We start from the raw sequence: 18183 nt of genomic DNA, 5'->3' as shown, positions 1-18183 counted from the left end.
GGGCTCGGAGGAGGAACTGTTGAGGCTGGTGCGAACTGAGCGAACGGGATAATGGAAATACGGATGCTCGATGGAGGAAGCGCTCTGAGGAGAAACTGTTGAGGCTGGTGCGAACTGAGTGAGAGGGATAATGGCTGCACATGGTAAAGAGCCGGTAAGGAAGGAGATCATGCTCCTTATCTTACCGGTTTGATGTATATTTTTATTTTAGACGAGTGAGCCATTGCCGGATTTGTTCATTGGGGAGATCGTCGAGGGTCGGCGTAGGAACTTGGTCATCGGACAGTTGATATTTGTGCTTCAGAGTCAGAATGCGACGGACACTCTCGTCAATTCTCGATTGTTCGAGTTGTCCGTTTTGTACCGATTCAATAAGCTTGTCGTAAACCTTTTTCTCCGTGTTGTAGCCGTGCGCAATGAGAAGAATATCGCTTCCCGCTTGAACTGACTTCAAGGCGGCGTCCTCGATGCCGTAGTGATCGGCGATTGCACCCATCGTCATGTCGTCCGTAATGACTACCCCATCGAAGCCGAGAGTGCCGCGCAATTGCTCGCCGATGATCACTTTCGAGAAAGAAGCAGGAGCATCCGGATCGATGAGAGGGAACAGGATGTGAGCGACCATGACGGCATCCGTCCCGTTCTCGATAGCGGCTTGGAAGGGGATCCACTCCAATGCTTCTAACTGCTTGGCGGTTTTCTGAACGATGGGCAAATCAAGATGTGAGTCGACGGACGTATCCCCGTGACCGGGAAAATGCTTAACTACGGGGATCGTTCCTCCTTCTTGTAACCCTTTCATCAATGAAATGCCCATTTTCGTTACTAATTCCGCATCATTGCCGAACGATCGGCTGCCGATAACCGGATTTTTCGGATTGCTATTGATATCGAGCACTGGCGCGAAGTCAACATTAAATCCCATAAGGCTGAGCTCATTGGAAAGGATTGCCCCCATTTCCTGGGCGAGTTCAGGTTTGCCTGTTCGTCCGACCTTTTCCGCAGTTGGAATAGCTAAGAAATCCTTTGGTAGCCGGCTCACTTTGCCGCCCTCTTGATCAACGCTAATGAAGAGAGGGGCGGGATTATCCTTATTCGCTTTTTTGAGCTCGTTGACGAGACGGACAGAGCCTGCCAGATCGGAGAAATTATTTTTGTATAAAATAATGCCTCCGACATGTTGATCAGCAATCATGGCTTTCATAGAGGAATCGATTTTTGTTCCGTCGATGCCGGCAAGGATCATTTGGCCGACTTTTTGTTCCAAAGTCATTCGGCTGATGATGTCGTTAATCGCCTTATCCTCAGCGGTCTTAGCAGGGCTTGAAGAAGAAGCCGATGCGGAAGAGGAGGCTGGATTAGACGGTGACGGATTAGCGGATGGAGATGAAACTCCAGTCGTGTTGGAAGGAGTGTCGGGCGTTGTTTCGGCGGAATTGCCGCTGCCAGTACCAAATCCACAGCCAACCGTAAGAATAAGAAGCATGCTTATTCCGATACTTCCTAACGTTCGTGTAGCATTTGATCTCATCGTAGCTAACCATCTCCTAAGTAAAAGGCTCCTGCACTCCCTTATTAGGGTGGCAGGAGCTCTATTTAAATATTAAACCTCGAACGAACTTTTCAAGGATACGATCCGGTTAAAAACAGGGTGACCTTCGGAGGAATCTTTAGGATCAACGTTGAAATAGCCGTGACGGAAAAACTGGAATTTATCTCCGCCTGCGGACTCTTTCATTCCTTGCTCCACGAATCCTTCCAGTACTTCAAGGGAATTCGGATTCAGGTGATCGAGGAACGATTGGCCTTCCTCTTCCGCTTCGTTCTTGATAAGCGGTTCGTACAAACGGAACTGTGCAGGAACGGCGTGGGTAGCTTCAACCCAGTGGATCGTGCCCTTCACCTTACGTCCCGTGAATCCGGATCCGCTCTTCGTCTCGGGGTCGTACGTACAGCGAAGCTCGATGGCGTTGCCTTCCGCATCATGAACGACTTCCTCGCACTTGATGAAGTAAGCATGCTTCAAACGAACTTCGTTACCCGGGAACAGACGGAAATATTTCGGTGGCGGATTATCCATGAAATCATCGCGTTCGATATAGATTTCCCTGGAGAACGGAATTTGACGGTGTCCCATGTCCGGATTCTCCGAATTGTTCTCAGCGTCCAGCCATTCTACCTGATCTTCCGGATAATTCGTGATAACCACTTTGAGCGGTTGCAGTACGGCCATCGTCCGAAGTGCCTTAAGCTTCAAGTCCTCGCGGATAAAATGCTCCAGCATCCGTTCGTCGACGATACCGTAGCTCTTGGCTACGCCGATCTCGCGACAGAAAGCGCGGATCGCTTCAGGCGTATAACCTTTGCGGCGCAATCCGGAAATCGTCGGCATGCGGGGATCGTCCCAGCCGTCTACGGCTTTCTCGTCCACGAGCAGCTTAAGCTTTCTTTTGCTCATGACCGTGTTCGTTAAGTTAAGGCGGGCGAATTCGTATTGATGGGGAACCCATTTCATCTCGCATTCGCGGATGACCCAATCGTAAAACGGCCGTTGATCCTCGAACTCTAACGTGCAAATCGAGTGAGTGACACCTTCGATGGCATCCTCGAGCGGATGAGCGAAAGCATACATCGGGTAGATGCACCATTGGTCGCCCGTATTATGATGATGCGCGTGAACGACTCGATACAGAATCGGATCGCGTAAGTTGACGTTGGGCGAAGCCATATCGATCTTCGCGCGCAATACTTTCTGGCCATCGGAAAACTCTCCATCCTTCATGCGACGGAATAAATCCAAATTCTCCTCGACCGCACGATTGCGGTAAGGGCTCTCTTGACCAGGTGCGGTCAGCGTTCCCCTTGTCTCGCGGATTTGCTCCGCGGTCTGATCGTCGACGTAAGCCAGCCCTTTGCGAATAAGGACAAGAGCTCTTTCGTACATTTCTCCGAAATAATCGGAAGCGAAGAATAAGCCGTCCCATTTAAAGCCGAGCCACTCGACGTCTTTCTTGATGGACTCCACATACTCTACGTCTTCTTTGACCGGATTCGTATCGTCGAACCGTAAGTTGGTTCTTCCATTGAACTCGTTGGCGAGCTCGAAGTTCAGGCAAATCGATTTGGCATGTCCGATATGCAGGTAACCGTTCGGTTCCGGCGGGAAGCGGGTAACGACTTCCTTGACTTTGCCGGACGCGAGATCCTCGGCCACGATGTTTTTGATAAAGTTTGATGACGACGTCTTAGTTTCCAAGCGGACCAACCTTCCTCACAGTAGCAAGTATATCTTCTAATAATACACAAAAGTAACACTGCTTATAAAGGGCTGAGCGAAAAAATGGTGAAAAGTCGGATGACATCGACAAAATATTCCAAGCGAAAGGACATTTCTTAATTAAAAAAATGATAAAGATTTAATTTTTTCAGTAACTTTTCAGTATTACGTCTCGTTATAATCAATGAAGAGATTGGTAAGGGAGGAAATGGTATGCTGTCTTGGTTGGGCCGAAGTTCCACAACAGAGAGAAACAGCGAACTAACGGAAGCCCCGGTACAGGAAACGGCAAGTAAAATATCCGTGGGAGAACCGCTTCTGACCGTTCGCAACGTGGAACGATCTTTCGACGTCGGCAGCCAGAAAATTCGCGTTCTTAAAGGGATTAACCTCAGTTTGTTTCCCTCTCAGCTTGTCATGCTTAGAGGGCGTTCGGGCTCAGGAAAAACGACGCTTATGAACTTAATGGGAGGGCTGGATACACCTACGGAAGGCGAAATTTTCTTCAGGGATCGCCCTTTCCATAAATGGGATGACGATAAACGCACGGAAGTGCGCCGCAAGGATATCGGATTCATTTTCCAAGCGTATGCATTAATGCCTCTCTTGTCCGCTTACGAGAATGTCGAATTGTCGCTCCGAATGGCGAACACTCCGCGGGCGGAATGGAAATCGAGAATTACTTCTTGTCTGGATCTTGTCGGATTATCCAAGAGGATGCATCACCGTCCTTACGAACTATCCGGGGGAGAACAGCAGAGGGTAGCCATCGCCAAGGCGATTGCCCACAAACCTAGCCTCTTGCTGGCTGATGAGCCGACGGCCGAATTGGATAGTCAGATGGCTGCGCAAGTCATGCAAGTATTCAAGGAAATCGTCGCGACTGAGAATGTGTCGATCTGTATGACGACGCACGATCCTACAATTATGGAGGTAGCAGATCATGTCTATGAAATGGTGGACGGCGTATTCGTCGTTAAATCATCGGAAAGCAATTAAGAATAGAAGAAGCAAGAGCGCGAGCCTACTAGCCATGCTGGCACTATCCGTCGCGATCACGGGATGCAGCATGCTTCCTAGCGAGCCGGAGGAAGAGGATTTATCGGCGATTGAGCTGCCGAAAATTTCGGAGAAGCCGAAATACGACGTTGAGACAAAGACCTTGGAATCGAAGGTGCAAGGATCTGGAAGAGTGATGTCCACGCAAGAGAAGTCCTTATATTTTACTTTAGAAGGTAAGAGGCTTAAAAAGCTATACATAAAATCAGGCGAAAAAGTCGAAGCGGGACAAGTCATCGCGGAATTAGATGTCGACGATATGAAAAAATCGTTACGTAAGGAATCATTAGCGTTCAAGCAGAGCGAATTGAAGATGAAAACGACGCTTCGCGACAAAGACTCGATGGATCCGATCGAGTTCGAACAGCAGACGCTTATGTTCGAGGAGTCTCGCCAAGCACTTGTAGACATGCAAGAGGATATTAATAAGGCAACTTTAACCGCTCCGTTCTCGGGTACTGTCGTCTCGGTATCATTTCAAGAGGGCGATCAAATCAAAGCATACGATACGCTCTGCGTCGTAGCGAATCCGAGCAGTTTGGTCGTAGCGGCCGAACTGTCCAAGGATGACTTAAAGAAAGTCGCCTTGGGCATGGAAGTTCGCGTAGACATCAACAATACCGATGAAATCAAGGGCAAAGTGAAGCAAATGCCTATTCCTAAAACAGAAAATCAAAACGGTGGCAATGGTTCCGGAGGCAAAGCCGTGGAAAGCTTAAACGATTATTTATTGGTCGACGTAGAAAAATTGCCTAATACAATAACCAGAGGAACGCCGTTGTCCATCACGATAATTGTCAACCGTAAAGAAAATGCAGTCGTTATTCCGCTAGCCGCATTGCGTACGATCGGAGCTCGTACTTACGTACAGGTCGTCGAAGCAGACGGAAGCAAACGCGAAGTGGATGTGGAAGTCGGACAACAAACGTCGACCGACGCGGAAATCTTGAACGGATTGAAGCCGGGACAGAAAGTCGTAGGTCGTTAATCGATGAACGCGCTTATTCGGTTTCTCTTTCGCAAAATGTGGAACACCCGATGGATGACGCTCAGCACGCTAGCTGGATTGTTCGTCGCAGTCGCCTTTACGACGAGTATTCCGATGTATGCGGATGGCGCTCTTAAACGAGTCGTTTCCCAATCGTTGCAGGATAATAGCCAAGGTTTACCAGCAGGGTCGATGCTCATCCGGTATCAGTCCACCGATGGCAAGACCGATATGGAAGGCTTCCAAGACGTTAATAAGTATATTCAGGAAGATGTAAGAACGAGTATCGGATTTCCCGTCGAGGTTAGCCAACGCAGCTTAATGATGCGTAGCGGCGAGGTATCCCCGGAAGATCCGACTAAAGTCGATGCAAGCCGGACTCGCAAGCTTACGATTGCCGCATTCAGCGGATTGAAGGAACAAACGGAGATGGCGGGCGGTAAATGGTACGCTGACCGGGTAGAGACCGACGGCACGATACAAGCGGTCATGTTGGAAGAAGCGATGTTCCGCAGCGATCTCCATGTCGGCGACGTGTTGCTATACCCGGTATCCGGCGGATTGAACCTGACACTCCGGGTACAGATCGTCGGCTCCTTCAAAGCTCTCGACGAGAGCAGCCCTTATTGGTACCAAGGGATGGAAGGGCTCATGAACAATCTGTATATCGCCGAACCTGCTTTTCAAGAGGATTTGGCCGGCAAGCTGAAAATTCCGATTCAAATGGCAGGTTGGTATTCCGCCTTCGATCTTCGGGAGATCAAAACAAGCCAGCTTTCCCCGTTGTCGAGCAAGCTTAATCGCGTAGACATCGATGTATACAAAAAGTTAAAGGATACTCGACTGGAGATTAGCTTCGCGGATATGCTTAGCGATTTCCGTCGGGATAGCATCCAATTGCAGACGATGTTATTTACGCTGGCAGCGCCGATGATCGCGATGGTTTTCTATTTCATCACGATGAATACGCAGCAAGCGCTCGAGAAGCAACGCTCCGATATTGCGGTGCTGCGAAGCCGTGGAGCGAGCACAAGGCAAATCTTCATGTTATTCCTGCTGGAGGGGACCTTGCTCGGCATCGTAGCGTTGCTGATCGGACCGCTCTTCGGATGGTTCCTGGCTAAAAGTATCGGGTCGGCGAGCGGGTTCCTGCAATTCGTGGACCGTAAAGCGATTCCGGTAGGATTCTCTATGGATGGCGTATTAGCTGGGGTAGCGGCGGTCGTCGTGGCTATCGCGGCGACGGTCATTCCGGCGTTGATCTTCACTCGGACTTCGATTGTCGATTACAAGCGTCAGATGGCGCGGGGAGACCAGAAGCCTTTCTGGCAAAAATGGTTCCTTGACGTCTTGCTACTGGGCGTAGCGGGCTACGGCTGGTATTTGTTCAACGAACGCCAAATGGTGTCGTTCAAGACCGGCATGACGACTGATCAGTTGAACGTCCAGCCATTCTTGTTCTTCGTACCGGCGCTAAGCATTTTCGCAGCGGGACTTGTATTCCTAAGGTTATTCCCGCTCATTCTGAAGCTGGTCAACTTGATCTGGAAACGGATTTTGCCGGTTCCATTCTATTTGACGCTGACGCAGTTGTCTCGTTCGTCGAAATCCTATTATCCGCTTATGATCTTGCTCATTTTAACGCTCGGATTAGGCGTATATAATTCTTCCGCGGCACGCACGATCGGACTGAATTCCGAAGAGAGAATCATGTACAAATACGGAGCGGACGTCGTCGTTCAGACGGTATGGGAAGGCCAAGCTGAAATAAAGCAGCCGACTAAATCGCAAGGCGGTGGCGGCTCCGGAGGCGGAAGCGGCGGCGGCCAAGGGTCGCGTCCGACGCCGACGAAGTACAATTATAACGAACCGCCGTTTGAAGTGTTCCGTACGTTGCCGGGTGTAGAACATGCGGCAAGGGTACTGCAAACGAAAAACAGCTTGACGATCTCCGGCAAGACGGCGGGCCAGACGATGATTATGGGTATCGATAACGTCGATTTCGCCCGTGTCGGCTGGTTGCGCAAAGATATGTACGATACGAATCCATACAAATATCTGGCGTGGTTAGGCCAAGTACCGGAGGGCGCTTTCATTTCCTCCAACGTGGCCAAGAAATTCGATCTCAAACGTGGAGACCGGGTTTCGACGGTCATCCAGGAGCAGTCGATCGAGTTCATCATTCTCGATGTCATCCCTTATTGGCCGAGCCAATATCCGGACCAAACGCCTTTCCTGATCGCGAATCTGGATTACATCTATGATCAAGTACCGATGATCCCTTATGACGTGTGGCTGAAGATGGATCCTGAGGCGAAGGTTGGCGACATCATTCCGGTACTTCAGGAAAAAGGCATTGAGATTGCATCGATCAATAGTATGCGGAGCGAGCTGGCGACACAGAGCAAACATCCGGCAAGAGGCGGCGTTTTCGGAATTCTGAGCCTTGGGTTCCTGGTTACGATTATCGTATCTCTATCCGGTTACGTCCTGTTCTGGTTTTTCAATCTGTCTCGCAGGGTCGTACAGATCGGGATATTGCGCGCGATGGGATTGTCGCGTAAGCAATTGACCGGAATGCTGCTATTGGAGCAAGTATTCACGGCAGGTCTATCGATCGGGTTAGGAATCGGCATCGGTAAACTAACGAGTATTCTATTCTTGCCGTTCCTACAGACGTCGGATAATTCTACGAACCAAGTTCCGCCGTTCCGAGTCGTATTCGAAGCAACGGACACGATGAGGCTGTATATCGTCGTAGCCGTCATGATGACGATCGGCGTAGCTTTGCTGATTACCCATATTAGGCGTCTGAAGGTTCATCAGGCTGTTAAGCTAGGAGAGGAGCGATAAATCCATGATTCATTGCGAAGGTCTTGTCAAAATTTACAAAGCCGATGACTTGGAGGTAGTTGCTCTTCAAGGGCTTAATTTGTCCGTCAAACCTGGGGAAATGATGGCCATCATCGGCAACAGCGGCAGCGGGAAGTCGACCCTCCTGAATATTTTGGGAGGGCTCGACCGCCCCTCTGCCGGCCAAGTTCAAGTTGGGCCTTGGAATTTACTCAAGGTTAACGATGAGGATTTGGTGAAATACAAGCGCGATACGGTCGGTTTTATCTGGCAGAACAACGCTCGCAACTTGCTGCCCTTCTTGACCGCGCTAGAAAATGTCGAGATGCCGATGATGTTCTCGGGTAAGTTAGATCGGCCATACGCCAAACAGCTGCTAGAGTGGGTTGGGCTGAAAGATCGGATGCATAACAAGCTGCAGCAGCTATCAGGGGGAGAGCAGCAGCGGGTCGCGATCGCGATCTCGCTGTCCAATCGCCCGCAGCTTCTGCTAGCGGATGAGCCGACGGGTTCGGTTGATTCCCGTACTTCGGACATTATTATGGACATTTTCAGAAAATTTAATAGGGAATTAGGCCTTACGATCGTTATCGTTACGCATGACTTGTCGCTAGCGGGCAAGGTGGATCGGGTTGTCGCCATTAGAGATGGTTTGACGAGTACGGAGTTCATTAAACGTAACCCCAACCTCGACTTGTCGTTGCCGTTATCCGAAGGGCAGAGCCACGAAGAAGTGCACGAGGCGTACGTCGTCGTTGACCGCGTAGGGCGGTTGCAGATTCCTAAAGAGTATTTACAAGCATTAACGATTGGCGACAAAGCAAGCATGGAGTTCGATGGGGATAAGATCGTCATCACTAAACCGAAGTCATTAGAGGGGGAAGAATCCGCATGAGTCAACAGCGTAAACTCATCCGTAAATGGGTGCTGAGCGGTCTGACATTGTCTTTATTAGTTCCTACATTAGCGGCTTGTAACACAACCAAAGGCAAGGATTCGGAAACCAGGCATACGTTGCGGGTCGGAACGATGTACGGAAGCAAGCAAGACGAAACATGGTTCCGCCAGCAATTTACCGATATATTCGAATTCACGCATTCGAATATCGATATCGAAGTCGTTCCGGCTATCGATTATTCGGAAATGCAATTCGAAGATCAATCGAAGCAGCGGGAGCAGCCGGATCCGCTAGAAAAAGTCAAAGCTATCATGACGGGCTCCAATCCGGTAGACGTAATGATATTCGATATGAGCATGCTTAACCAGCTGGTTAACGAAAACATGCTGAAGCAGCTAGATCCAATGCTTAAAGAAAACAAAATGGATACGACTGAGTTCGTGCCTGCGGTTATCGATGGCATTAAAGACGCCGGCAATGGCTTCTTGTACGCTCTAACGCCGACGTTTACGCCTTCCGCGTTATATTACAACAAGAAGATTTTCACCAGCGCCGGTGTCAATTTCCCGACGGACGGCATGAGCTGGGAGCAAGTTTTTACGTTAGCGAAAAGGTTGAAATCCGGCAGCGGTAAAGATGCGATTTTCGGCTTCTCCTTTAACCAATGGGGGGCTGGCGATAGCTATTGGGATATGCAAACTTACGCCGCACCGCTTCAAATGAGAGTATTCGACGACAAAGCCGAGACGATGACGGTAAATACTCCGCAATGGGAATCGGTCTGGAAAACGATGTCGGATCTTTATAATGACCACGTCACACCGCGCCAAGAAGATATGCAATACGATCAACCGCAGAGCGAGAACACATTCTATAACCCATTCCAAGGAAGATTGTTCCTTAACGGCAAAGTGGCTATGTCGGTTGGCGATTATAGCCTGATCAACGAAATCCAGCAATTGAACGACAACAGCGAAAAGTTGAAGATGGAGAAATTGGATTGGGATGTCGTTACGATGCCTTACCATATCGGTAAGGAAGATATCGGAGGAAACGTCTACTTAAGCTCATTATCCGGAATCAATGTAAAAGCAGCTAATCCGGACGATGCTTGGGAATTCGTGAAGTTCATGAACGGAAAAGATTGGGCGAAGCTGAAATCCCGCAGCACTTATGAATTGTCCGCTCGTAAGGATTTCGTTAAAGTACGCGATGGCATGAGCTATAACGTGGAGGCATTCACGAAGATGAAGCCTGCTCCGCAATTGAACTCTACGCTTAAGGATCAGGAGTTGTACCGCGAGAAGCCGAATCTGCAAATGGTATCCGAGCTAGGGAATAGAGCGTATGCCGAAGTCATTCAAGGCAAGAAGACGGTTAAAGAAGCGTTGGCGCAATGGGAGACTAAAGGGAACGACTTGTTGCAGAAAATCAAGTTGAATCCGAAAGGCGAGATTACTGGGGTATTCGATGATGGGGATATATCGCCAGAGAAAAGAAAGGTAATGGAAGCGGCCGGAGAGTCCGTTCAAATTATCGATTAAAAAGTTAAAGTTATAAGGGGCTGTCTCAAAAGCGAAATCTTTTGAGACAGCCCCTTTTGTTTGATTTTAGGGAAAGGAGGATTCAAAAATGATAATCCCGCGCATGCTATGAGCATCATCAGAAGATATCAACCTAAACATCGGAGGGAACGACATGAAATGGATATACTGGTCAAGGTTATACGACAGCAAGTTTCAGGCAGGATGCCTAGTCCAGCGGATGGAGCACGATAGTTGGGTGTTCGGAGTCGACGTTCCCCAGGAAATCGAAGTGTTTCGCTCGAGAAAGGGAAAGTATGGCGTTCGTTACTTGCCTTAAGCTATTGGCAATCCTCGATTACCTATGCTAAGCTGAGTGCTAGGAATAATGGGGATGGAGGGTTAGCTATGCGTAGAATGCCTTTATCGGCAGATACAGCCGTGAAGCTCGCGCAATACATGAAGGTGCCGCTTGAGCATCTCATGCATATGCCTCAGCATATCTTACTACAGAAGTTGGCGGAGATGGCTAAGGAGCAAACATCGGATACCGAGAAACATTTGGAAACGGAAGAAAAGAAAAGTGAATAAAGTTCTTGACGAAGTACTGTCCGATGTAGTATATTATTACTTGTCGCCAATAAATGTACCAAGTTAAAAATGACGCGGGGTGGAGCAGCCCGGTAGCTCGTCGGGCTCATAACCCGAAGGCCGCAGGTTCAAATCCTGCCCCCGCAACCAACCTTTTCTCTGGACCGAGACGGGGGCCTTTAGCTCAGTTGGTTAGAGCGGTCGGCTCATAACCGATTGGTCGGGGGTTCGAGTCCCTCAAGGCCCACCAAGTGAAAAATTGAATTGCCTTAAGTAATACATACCCACTTTATGAACATGTTCTAGTCAACATCGTTCAATATGCCGGGGTGGCGGAATTGGCAGACGCACAGGACTTAAAATCCTGCGGTAGGTGACTACCGTACCGGTTCGACCCCGGTCCTCGGCACCACATAATATCAAGAATATCAAGGGTTTCAGCTCATTGGGCTGGAGCCTTTTTTCGTGTCATGGGAGCGGGTTTGCTAACGGCGCTTCTTTTATCATTTCTGTTCGAGGTTTTCGGTACGTTCGGAGCCGATTTAGAAAGAGCATTAATTCGATGTTCCGTATCTTTTATCGTCATGTCAATGTGCGTATAAGTGGTAACTTTAATATTAAGTTGATTTGATGGGACTACCGTCAGGCGAGCAGCAGCAAACCATTAATGAATTAGGGTTATCCAAACTGAAGTTGTATTTGTCTACCTACTCGAGTCGAATATGGTAGAATAGAGGGAATATTCGTTGCAAAGGAGAGACGAAAGATGGAGGATCAAGAGACTGATGAGATCCGATGGCTGAGCGACAATGTAAAAAGGCTGGATGAGCTGCGTTCGCGGTTTATGGGCTTTGAAGTAGTCACGAAGCTGGAAATGACGGATCGAGAGAACGAATATACCGTTCATTCCAGCACATCCTTTCCACGCCAGATTCATGCTGTGAACGACAAGATAGCCGGGGACTTACTGAACGCTTCGAACCGGATTCTGGAGAACCAATTGAAGACCTCGGAAGGTATCTTCAATCAGAGTCTTTTTTTGACCCATATCAAAGAGACATCATTATCTCTAATCTTCGAGTCGTATGACAAAGCGGTACCTGCAGACAAATGGAGAATATTTCAATTTATCGAAGATTTGAGCGAGATCAGCTCGCGGACATATGAATCGGCCCCCGTCACCCTGGGCATTGTTTATTTTCAAGAGGAGGCGGAAAACAAGGCGCGTAAGAGCTTCGCGGACAAAAATATGGAGTTCCTTCCGCTAGACACTGCTGAGCCGTTCATGGAACTGTTTAATGGGGAAAAGGCGTTCTTAAGATTAATAGACAATCGTTCGATGGCGTTAGTAGTAAACGAAACCTTCGCGGTGATCGGCGTTCTACGCAAAAAGAATGACGGCAGAAGCATCTCCTCGGAGTTGGAGGATCTCATTTTCACTTATAATATGAACGCCGTGCTTGAGCAAGTCTATGGGGACTTGATCGACAAGTTGGGCGATCTTGAACAAAAAGTGTTTCGTAAGGTGAAGAAGCAGCATCCCGAGTTCACACGCAAAGGCGTCAACCAGGTCATTAATGTATACAAGGAGCTGCTACTCAAAAATATCGAGGTTATTCAGTTGGCAAACCAAACGAGGGAGTATCCGGACTTTCTATATATCTCGGTGGACAACGACAGAGTGAACTTTTATACGCAAAGCAGGATGGTCGTCTCACTCGTCAATGGAATCTGGAAAATGAGGCATTACGATCTGTTCGTCGCTTCCATTCTCCAGAAGCTGATGATCACGAAGCTTCCGTACTACGCGGTTTTAGGCGCCGAGTCGTTTAAAAAACATATGACACGGGCTTTCAAAGGATACATTCGATTGTTCAGGACTTTCATCGATCTGTCGCGGGAACAGAAGAGCTCAGTTTATTTACTTATTGATGTTCCGGATATCTTGCATGGAATAGGTGAATCGAAAACGGCTCAACTCTTGAGGGGAACGGGGTTCCTGCATTCCGAGCGGAAAAGGAGAAGTCTGCTGACGATTAAGAAAGGCAAAAAGAACGCCAATCTGATTGATCTGGACCCTTATCTGATCAAATCGTTGTCCGCTATTGACGGTGCCGTTGTGTTGGATTCGAACTTAAACATCCTCAGCTTCGGTGAGACGATTTCTGTCTCGCCCGGTCAGAGTTACAATGGGACTTTCGGGACAGGGTCCACAGCCGCCCAGTTTGCCTCGAAACGTGGAATAGCAGTCAAAGTTTCGGAGGACGGGGACATTACTTTGTTTATCGATCAACAGAAAATTTTAAAGCTGTAGGTCAAAACTGTAGATCCCAGCTTAAAATCCTGCGGTGGGTTACCACCGTACGGGTTCGACTCTTGTCCTCGGCACCACTTATATCAAACATTCAGGGGTTTCAGCTCATTGAGCTGGAGCCTTTTTTGTGTCAGGGGAGCGGTTTTGCTAACATTCTGCTAACGGTGCTCTTTTTTGTGTGTATGTTCGAGAATTCCGTCATGTTCGGCATTATAGTTGTACTGGCTTCGTCCTCGGCAATTGTTGGTTCAGATGATGCGTTCGAGAATTTCGTCACGCTTGATTCTAAGACGCTGGATTTCTGCTTTTATGGCTTCTCTACGATAAGGTAACTTGAAACATTATTATCGGATCGATGACAAGTCTTTACTGGAGCTTTCCAATGAAGAGTTATCAGAGAAGGTGTTGCTTTCTTATTATAAGAAAACGGTTATGAGGATTACTATACGCTTCCTGAAGCAAGGCAATTGATTAGCGAATCCGACTTTAAGCAAATAGAGTGGATGTTTTCTGTTGGTGGATAAGGGTTCATTGGCTTTCCTCCGTTGATTTGATGGATACAAAAAGAGCCTTACACATTTGCATGTGCACGGCCATGCGATGCATGTAGAGCCTCTCGCGAGGACTAACTATCATGCATAGGTATCAGGGATATAATATATATTTCATTCCATTCAAAATACTCAATTATGGCGAACATTTGTTTCGGAGGAAAATGTTGTTATTTATCGAAATGTAAATAGATGTAGTTCGTGAGTCTTACGAATGAGGACCTAGATATGTCTGTATTGAATTGAGGTGGCTGTATGACTATAAAATTAGCAAAGAACTCTGCCCCTGGTAGCATGGCTGGTTATTTGTTTCAACCAGAGAGGGCGCTTTATTGGTTGGTTTGCAGTGGAAATGGTTCCTTAATTGGTATTGAGACTGAGGATGATATAGTTAGGCAAGTTAAAGAGAATGCTGAACTAAATGTTAGAGAACAAGCTAAGCATTCCATTACATCAAACATCCCATTTGGTGATCATAGTAAAGACTTATGGAACACTTTGGGTATATGGCTTTCTGATGTTGCTACAGGGAAAGTAAATTATAATAATACCCAGTTTCAAATGGTTACTAATAAGGAAATTGAGTCAGGTCTGGTTTTAGAGCTTGAAAAAGCCAAAGAACCTGATGAAATTAAGCAATGCATCTCCAAACTAAGGAATATTGCAAAGAATACACCACAGGGCATTAAAGCATATGTAGATAAAGTGATTAGTTATAATGATCAGATAATTGGTGATCTAATTAAGCAAATTGTTGTATGTGATAGGAAAAAGGGTAGCTCGGGTGATAAGTCATTGAGTGAGATGAAAACTCGCTTGATGATTCCAGATCATATTCCCTTCAATGAAGTATATAATTCGTTGTTAGGCTGGGTTCATTCTACGGCGATGAGTTGTTGGAGAAATGGAATTCAAGCGTGGTTAGGTAGAGATGCATTCATAGAGTATTATCACAAACTAATATCTAGATATGAAACACATTCTTTTGTTGAGAGACCCAAAGCACTTATACCAATTACAAATGTGGAACGTCAAGAACAAGCGAATGCTGTTTTTGTAAGACAATTGTATTTGTTAGCAATTGAATCTGAAGACAATTTATTAATAGACGCAATTGACGATTATTTAATGAGTTCCTCTGAACGCATTCGCTTGAGTGTTTTGGGAGATATAACAAAAGAAGATATTGACAAATTTGATGATGCTCTTAAAGATCGTTGGAAAATGATTCATGCTGTCTATAGACAAAAATATAAAAAAGCACAGAAACAGCTAAGTGATATCATAACATTTGGAGAAGAAAGCGGATTAGATATTTTGCATCAAACTTTAAATCATAGAGAGCCTTTAGCTGGACAACAAACGGAACAATTTTATCTAACAAGAGGTAGTTATCATAGATTAGCCGATGCCATGGAGATTGGCTGGCATCCGGATTATAAAATTCTAATTGAGGCTGAGGATTATGAATAATGATTCTAAATTAGTACACGAGTATGATGTCGTACAAAATATTGCTATAGGGGCAATTGCAATCTTCAATTTTGCTAATGAGTTTTACAAGAAAACTGATGAACTACGTGGACCAAGTATTGCACTTTGTATGTTAGTTTTACCGTTGATTTTTAATAAAAATTTCGTTAGCAACGCACATAGGAGAGCCTTTAATGGGGGGCTTTATAAAGTCATAAATGAAGATAAGTCTATATTTGCGGGATTGCAAGATAGAGTTGAGAAAATGCATGGTGTTTCAATGAGGTCATTGAACCTTGGCTTTACAAGTAAGTTGTTAACAATGGATCAGGAAAACTTCGAAATATTGCCGGTACGTTCAAAATCACCTGAATTTAATAATAGTGAGATTAAAGAAATGATCTCAACATCAAGACGAGTAGGTCAATGGTTTTCTCAGCCTTCTTTTCAGGAATTATGTACATTGCTAAAAGTGAGGTTTTAATACATGAATATAAAAATTCAACACTTAATTTTATGGCCTAAAGATCACGAAAAGAAAGAGAGAATATTAAGTTTTGACTTAAAGAAGATTAACATACTTACCGGAGATAGCCAAAAAGGAAAATCTTCAATTATTCCAATAATTGATTATTGCTTGGGAAGTTCAAAATGTACAATTCCTGTTGGTCTAATTCGAGAGAAGACAGAATGGTTTGGTGTTATATTACGAATTGAAAATACGGAGATGCTCATTGCAAGGAAAGAGCCGGGTCAAAATAATCAAAGTACAGCAGTGTTTATTAAAGAGGGTATCTTTGATATCGAGAAATTACCAAGACCCTCAGCTGAAAATGATGTTGAATATCTAAAAAATAAATTAAATGAAATCGTTCAGTTGCCGTATTTAACACTTACAAATGAGCAAGATGCTGATTCATCAAAAAAAAGAGCAAGTTTTCGCGATTTTTCCGCGTTTCAGTTTCAACCACAGCACATTGTTGCAAATCCTTATACGCTTTTCTATAAAGCTGACACAGCCAACAACCAGGAACGACTAAGAAATATCTTCCCTCTTGTTATTGGAGCAATTGATAAGAAAACCTTACTTCTAAGGCAAGAACTTAAAGAAATTGAACTAGAGTATGCAAAAAAGGAAAGGGAATACAATGAAATAAAAAAAATGAACGAAAATTGGTTCTATCAATTAAAATCGTATTATTTGCGGGCGCGAGAGTATGGCTTAATTCCGGAGTCTCAAGATTATATTAACGAATGGTCTACAGAGAAATACTTGTATGCTTTAAAAATGGTATTCGATAACAGCAATTATCGAAAAATAGTATTACAAGAAGAGGCAACTAGTAATGCTATTAATGAATTACAAGAAATCACCAATGAAGAAATAATTATTGCAAGAGATATTGGGAATCAAAGGCTTAAATTATCTAAGCTTCGCAAGCTATTTGAATCAGAAAAACAATATCATGATTCAATTGGTGTTCAAAGAAATAGATTAGAACCCGTGGGCTGGTTTTTAAATACAGTTACGCCTAATGAAACTTGTATATTATGTGGTTCGCAAAATTCAAGTGCTTACGACGAGCTCCAAAAATTATCCGATTATGCAAAAGTTTTAAGTGAGGTATCTAATGATGCAAATAATTCATTTGATATGTTGGACAGAGAGATTGTTAGAGTCAGGAACAAATTGAAGGAATTAGAGGAAAATTTAAACCGAATACGGAGATTAAAAGATGCATTAGAGAATCAGTCGGAGAGTTTAAGAAATGCTCGACAGACTGAAAACGAGATATTCAGATTTATTGGACGACTTGAGAATTCTCTTGAGAATTATAAGTTAATCCATGAAGATGATAGTTTATTGCAAGAGCTAATCGAATTAGATGCAAGAATACGTAAACTTCGAATTGAAGTAGACACTAAAGGTATCGATGCAAAAATAAAATCAATTATTAATCTAATCTCTAAAAGTATTTCCTTTTATGCAGATAAGCTGGGGGTAGAGGATTCTGAAATACCAGTGCAGTTAGATATTAAGAATCTTACTGTAAAACGAAATACGGGAAAGAGAGAAGATTATTTATGGGAAATCGGAAGTGGAGCAAACTGGATGGGATTCCATGTTTCCACAATGCTTGCTCTGCATGATCATTTCACATCATTACTTTGGAATCCTGTGTCTCAGTTTTTGGTGTTTGATCAACCAAGTCAAGTTTATTTTCCAGATAAATTAGGAAAGGAAAGGGATTATAAGTCGGAGGATATCATTAGAGTACAAAAGATATTTTCTGCATTACAAACTCATATAAAATTACGCCAGTATGCAACACAAATAATAGTTATAGAACACGCTGATGAAGATGCTTGGGGACTACCTAAAGAAGAAATTCATATTGTAGCTAGGTGGAGGAATAATACTAGCGATGCTTTAATACCAAAAGAGTGGTTGTAATAAATCGGCAATATTCTCGTAATTAATGAATTAGTTTTGCTGCACCATAATAGAGATGCTGCCTCGCTGTAGTTCATGGCTAATTTCTGCTTAATAGAGATGTAGTTCTTACTGTTCTGTAAGTAAGAAAAGAAATTCTTCACAGTTCTAGTTTGAGAGGGATAATACTGTATAACTTAAATGTTTTAGTTGTGGAAAAAA

General features: G+C 45.2%; 13 protein-coding genes and 3 tRNA genes. 14 read left to right on the top strand and 2 right to left on the bottom strand.

Annotation, left to right across the window (positions count from 1 at the left end):
• Positions 1-202: 202 nt before the first annotated feature.
• Together nagZ and L3D05_RS16110 are read right to left on the bottom strand one after the other, a co-directional pair.
• The gene (gene nagZ / locus L3D05_RS16115; protein WP_239617336.1) at positions 203-1531 is read right to left on the bottom strand and encodes a beta-N-acetylhexosaminidase; all 1329 of its coding nucleotides are present in this window, start codon (positions 1529-1531) and stop codon (positions 203-205) included.
• Between the two features lie 72 nt (positions 1532-1603).
• Positions 1604-3256, bottom strand: coding sequence for a glutamine--tRNA ligase/YqeY domain fusion protein (locus L3D05_RS16110; RefSeq protein ID WP_239617335.1), 1653 nt, complete (start codon positions 3254-3256; stop codon positions 1604-1606).
• Between the two features lie 234 nt (positions 3257-3490).
• On the opposite strand from L3D05_RS16110, the gene L3D05_RS16105 reads away from it, so the two are divergent.
• The 14 genes from L3D05_RS16105 (at position 3491) to L3D05_RS16040 (ending at position 17982) form a co-directional block, all read left to right on the top strand.
• Complete coding sequence (locus L3D05_RS16105; protein ID WP_239617334.1) at positions 3491-4276, top strand: ABC transporter ATP-binding protein; 786 nt, start codon at positions 3491-3493, stop codon at positions 4274-4276.
• A complete protein-coding gene (locus L3D05_RS16100) occupies positions 4221-5324 on the top strand; it encodes an efflux RND transporter periplasmic adaptor subunit (protein WP_239617333.1) in 1104 nt (367 codons plus the stop codon). The genes L3D05_RS16105 and L3D05_RS16100 overlap by 56 nt, the downstream gene beginning before the upstream one ends.
• A gap of 3 nt (positions 5325-5327) precedes the next feature.
• A complete protein-coding gene (locus L3D05_RS16095; RefSeq protein WP_239617332.1) occupies positions 5328-8177 on the top strand; it encodes an ABC transporter permease in 2850 nt (949 codons plus the stop codon).
• Between the two features lie 4 nt (positions 8178-8181).
• A complete protein-coding gene (locus L3D05_RS16090) occupies positions 8182-9072 on the top strand; it encodes an ABC transporter ATP-binding protein (RefSeq protein WP_239617331.1) in 891 nt (296 codons plus the stop codon).
• Complete coding sequence (locus tag L3D05_RS16085) at positions 9069-10619, top strand: ABC transporter substrate-binding protein (RefSeq protein WP_239617330.1); 1551 nt, start codon at positions 9069-9071, stop codon at positions 10617-10619. Before L3D05_RS16090 ends, L3D05_RS16085 begins: the two co-directional genes overlap by 4 nt.
• 154 nt (positions 10620-10773) lie before the next feature.
• On the top strand, positions 10774-10938 hold the full coding sequence (locus L3D05_RS16080; protein WP_169279842.1) for a hypothetical protein: 165 nt from the start codon (positions 10774-10776) through the stop codon (positions 10936-10938).
• Between the two features lie 68 nt (positions 10939-11006).
• Positions 11007-11189, top strand: a complete 183-nt coding sequence (locus L3D05_RS16075) for a YycC family protein (RefSeq protein WP_239617329.1) — start codon at positions 11007-11009, stop codon at positions 11187-11189.
• Between the two features lie 73 nt (positions 11190-11262).
• Positions 11263-11339 (top strand) — tRNA-Met (locus L3D05_RS16070).
• 23 nt (positions 11340-11362) lie between these two features.
• Positions 11363-11439: transfer RNA gene (locus L3D05_RS16065), tRNA-Ile, on the top strand.
• A gap of 73 nt (positions 11440-11512) precedes the next feature.
• Positions 11513-11601, top strand: a tRNA-Leu gene (locus tag L3D05_RS16060).
• A 354-nt stretch (positions 11602-11955) separates the two neighbouring features.
• Complete coding sequence (locus L3D05_RS16055; protein ID WP_239617328.1) at positions 11956-13503, top strand: hypothetical protein; 1548 nt, start codon at positions 11956-11958, stop codon at positions 13501-13503.
• 806 nt (positions 13504-14309) lie between these two features.
• Positions 14310-15527 (top strand): ABC-three component system protein, encoded by a 1218-nt coding sequence (locus L3D05_RS16050; RefSeq protein ID WP_239617327.1) that lies wholly within the window; start codon positions 14310-14312, stop codon positions 15525-15527.
• Positions 15520-16011 (top strand): three component ABC system middle component, encoded by a 492-nt coding sequence (locus L3D05_RS16045; protein WP_239617326.1) that lies wholly within the window; start codon positions 15520-15522, stop codon positions 16009-16011. The genes L3D05_RS16050 and L3D05_RS16045 overlap by 8 nt, the downstream gene beginning before the upstream one ends.
• Positions 16012-16014: 3 nt before the next feature.
• The gene (locus L3D05_RS16040; RefSeq protein WP_239617325.1) at positions 16015-17982 is read left to right on the top strand and encodes a DUF3732 domain-containing protein; all 1968 of its coding nucleotides are present in this window, start codon (positions 16015-16017) and stop codon (positions 17980-17982) included.
• Positions 17983-18183: the final 201 nt, after the last annotated feature.

The organism is Cohnella mopanensis (assembly GCF_022352055.1).
GTDB lineage: Bacteria > Bacillota > Bacilli > Paenibacillales > Paenibacillaceae > Cohnella > Cohnella mopanensis.
Note: the sequence above shows the minus strand (reverse complement) of the source record. Positions and strands in the feature narration are given on the sequence as shown.

Excerpts from the sequence above, each read along its gene's own strand:
- L3D05_RS16080 (WP_169279842.1), top strand. The coding sequence starts at position 10,774 with ATGAAATGGATATACTGGTCAAGGTTATACGACAGCAAGTTTCAGGCA.
- L3D05_RS16045 (WP_239617326.1), top strand. The coding sequence starts at position 15,520 with ATGAATAATGATTCTAAATTAGTACACGAGTATGATGTCGTACAAAAT.
- L3D05_RS16095 (WP_239617332.1), top strand. The coding sequence starts at position 5,328 with ATGAACGCGCTTATTCGGTTTCTCTTTCGCAAAATGTGGAACACCCGA.
- L3D05_RS16040 (WP_239617325.1), top strand. The coding sequence starts at position 16,015 with ATGAATATAAAAATTCAACACTTAATTTTATGGCCTAAAGATCACGAA.
- L3D05_RS16075 (WP_239617329.1), top strand. The coding sequence starts at position 11,007 with ATGCGTAGAATGCCTTTATCGGCAGATACAGCCGTGAAGCTCGCGCAA.
- L3D05_RS16105 (WP_239617334.1), top strand. The coding sequence starts at position 3,491 with ATGCTGTCTTGGTTGGGCCGAAGTTCCACAACAGAGAGAAACAGCGAA.
- L3D05_RS16090 (WP_239617331.1), top strand. The coding sequence starts at position 8,182 with ATGATTCATTGCGAAGGTCTTGTCAAAATTTACAAAGCCGATGACTTG.
- L3D05_RS16085 (WP_239617330.1), top strand. The coding sequence starts at position 9,069 with ATGAGTCAACAGCGTAAACTCATCCGTAAATGGGTGCTGAGCGGTCTG.
- nagZ (WP_239617336.1), bottom strand. The coding sequence starts at position 1,531 with ATGAGATCAAATGCTACACGAACGTTAGGAAGTATCGGAATAAGCATG.
- L3D05_RS16055 (WP_239617328.1), top strand. The coding sequence starts at position 11,956 with ATGGAGGATCAAGAGACTGATGAGATCCGATGGCTGAGCGACAATGTA.
- L3D05_RS16100 (WP_239617333.1), top strand. The coding sequence starts at position 4,221 with ATGTCTATGAAATGGTGGACGGCGTATTCGTCGTTAAATCATCGGAAA.
- L3D05_RS16050 (WP_239617327.1), top strand. The coding sequence starts at position 14,310 with ATGACTATAAAATTAGCAAAGAACTCTGCCCCTGGTAGCATGGCTGGT.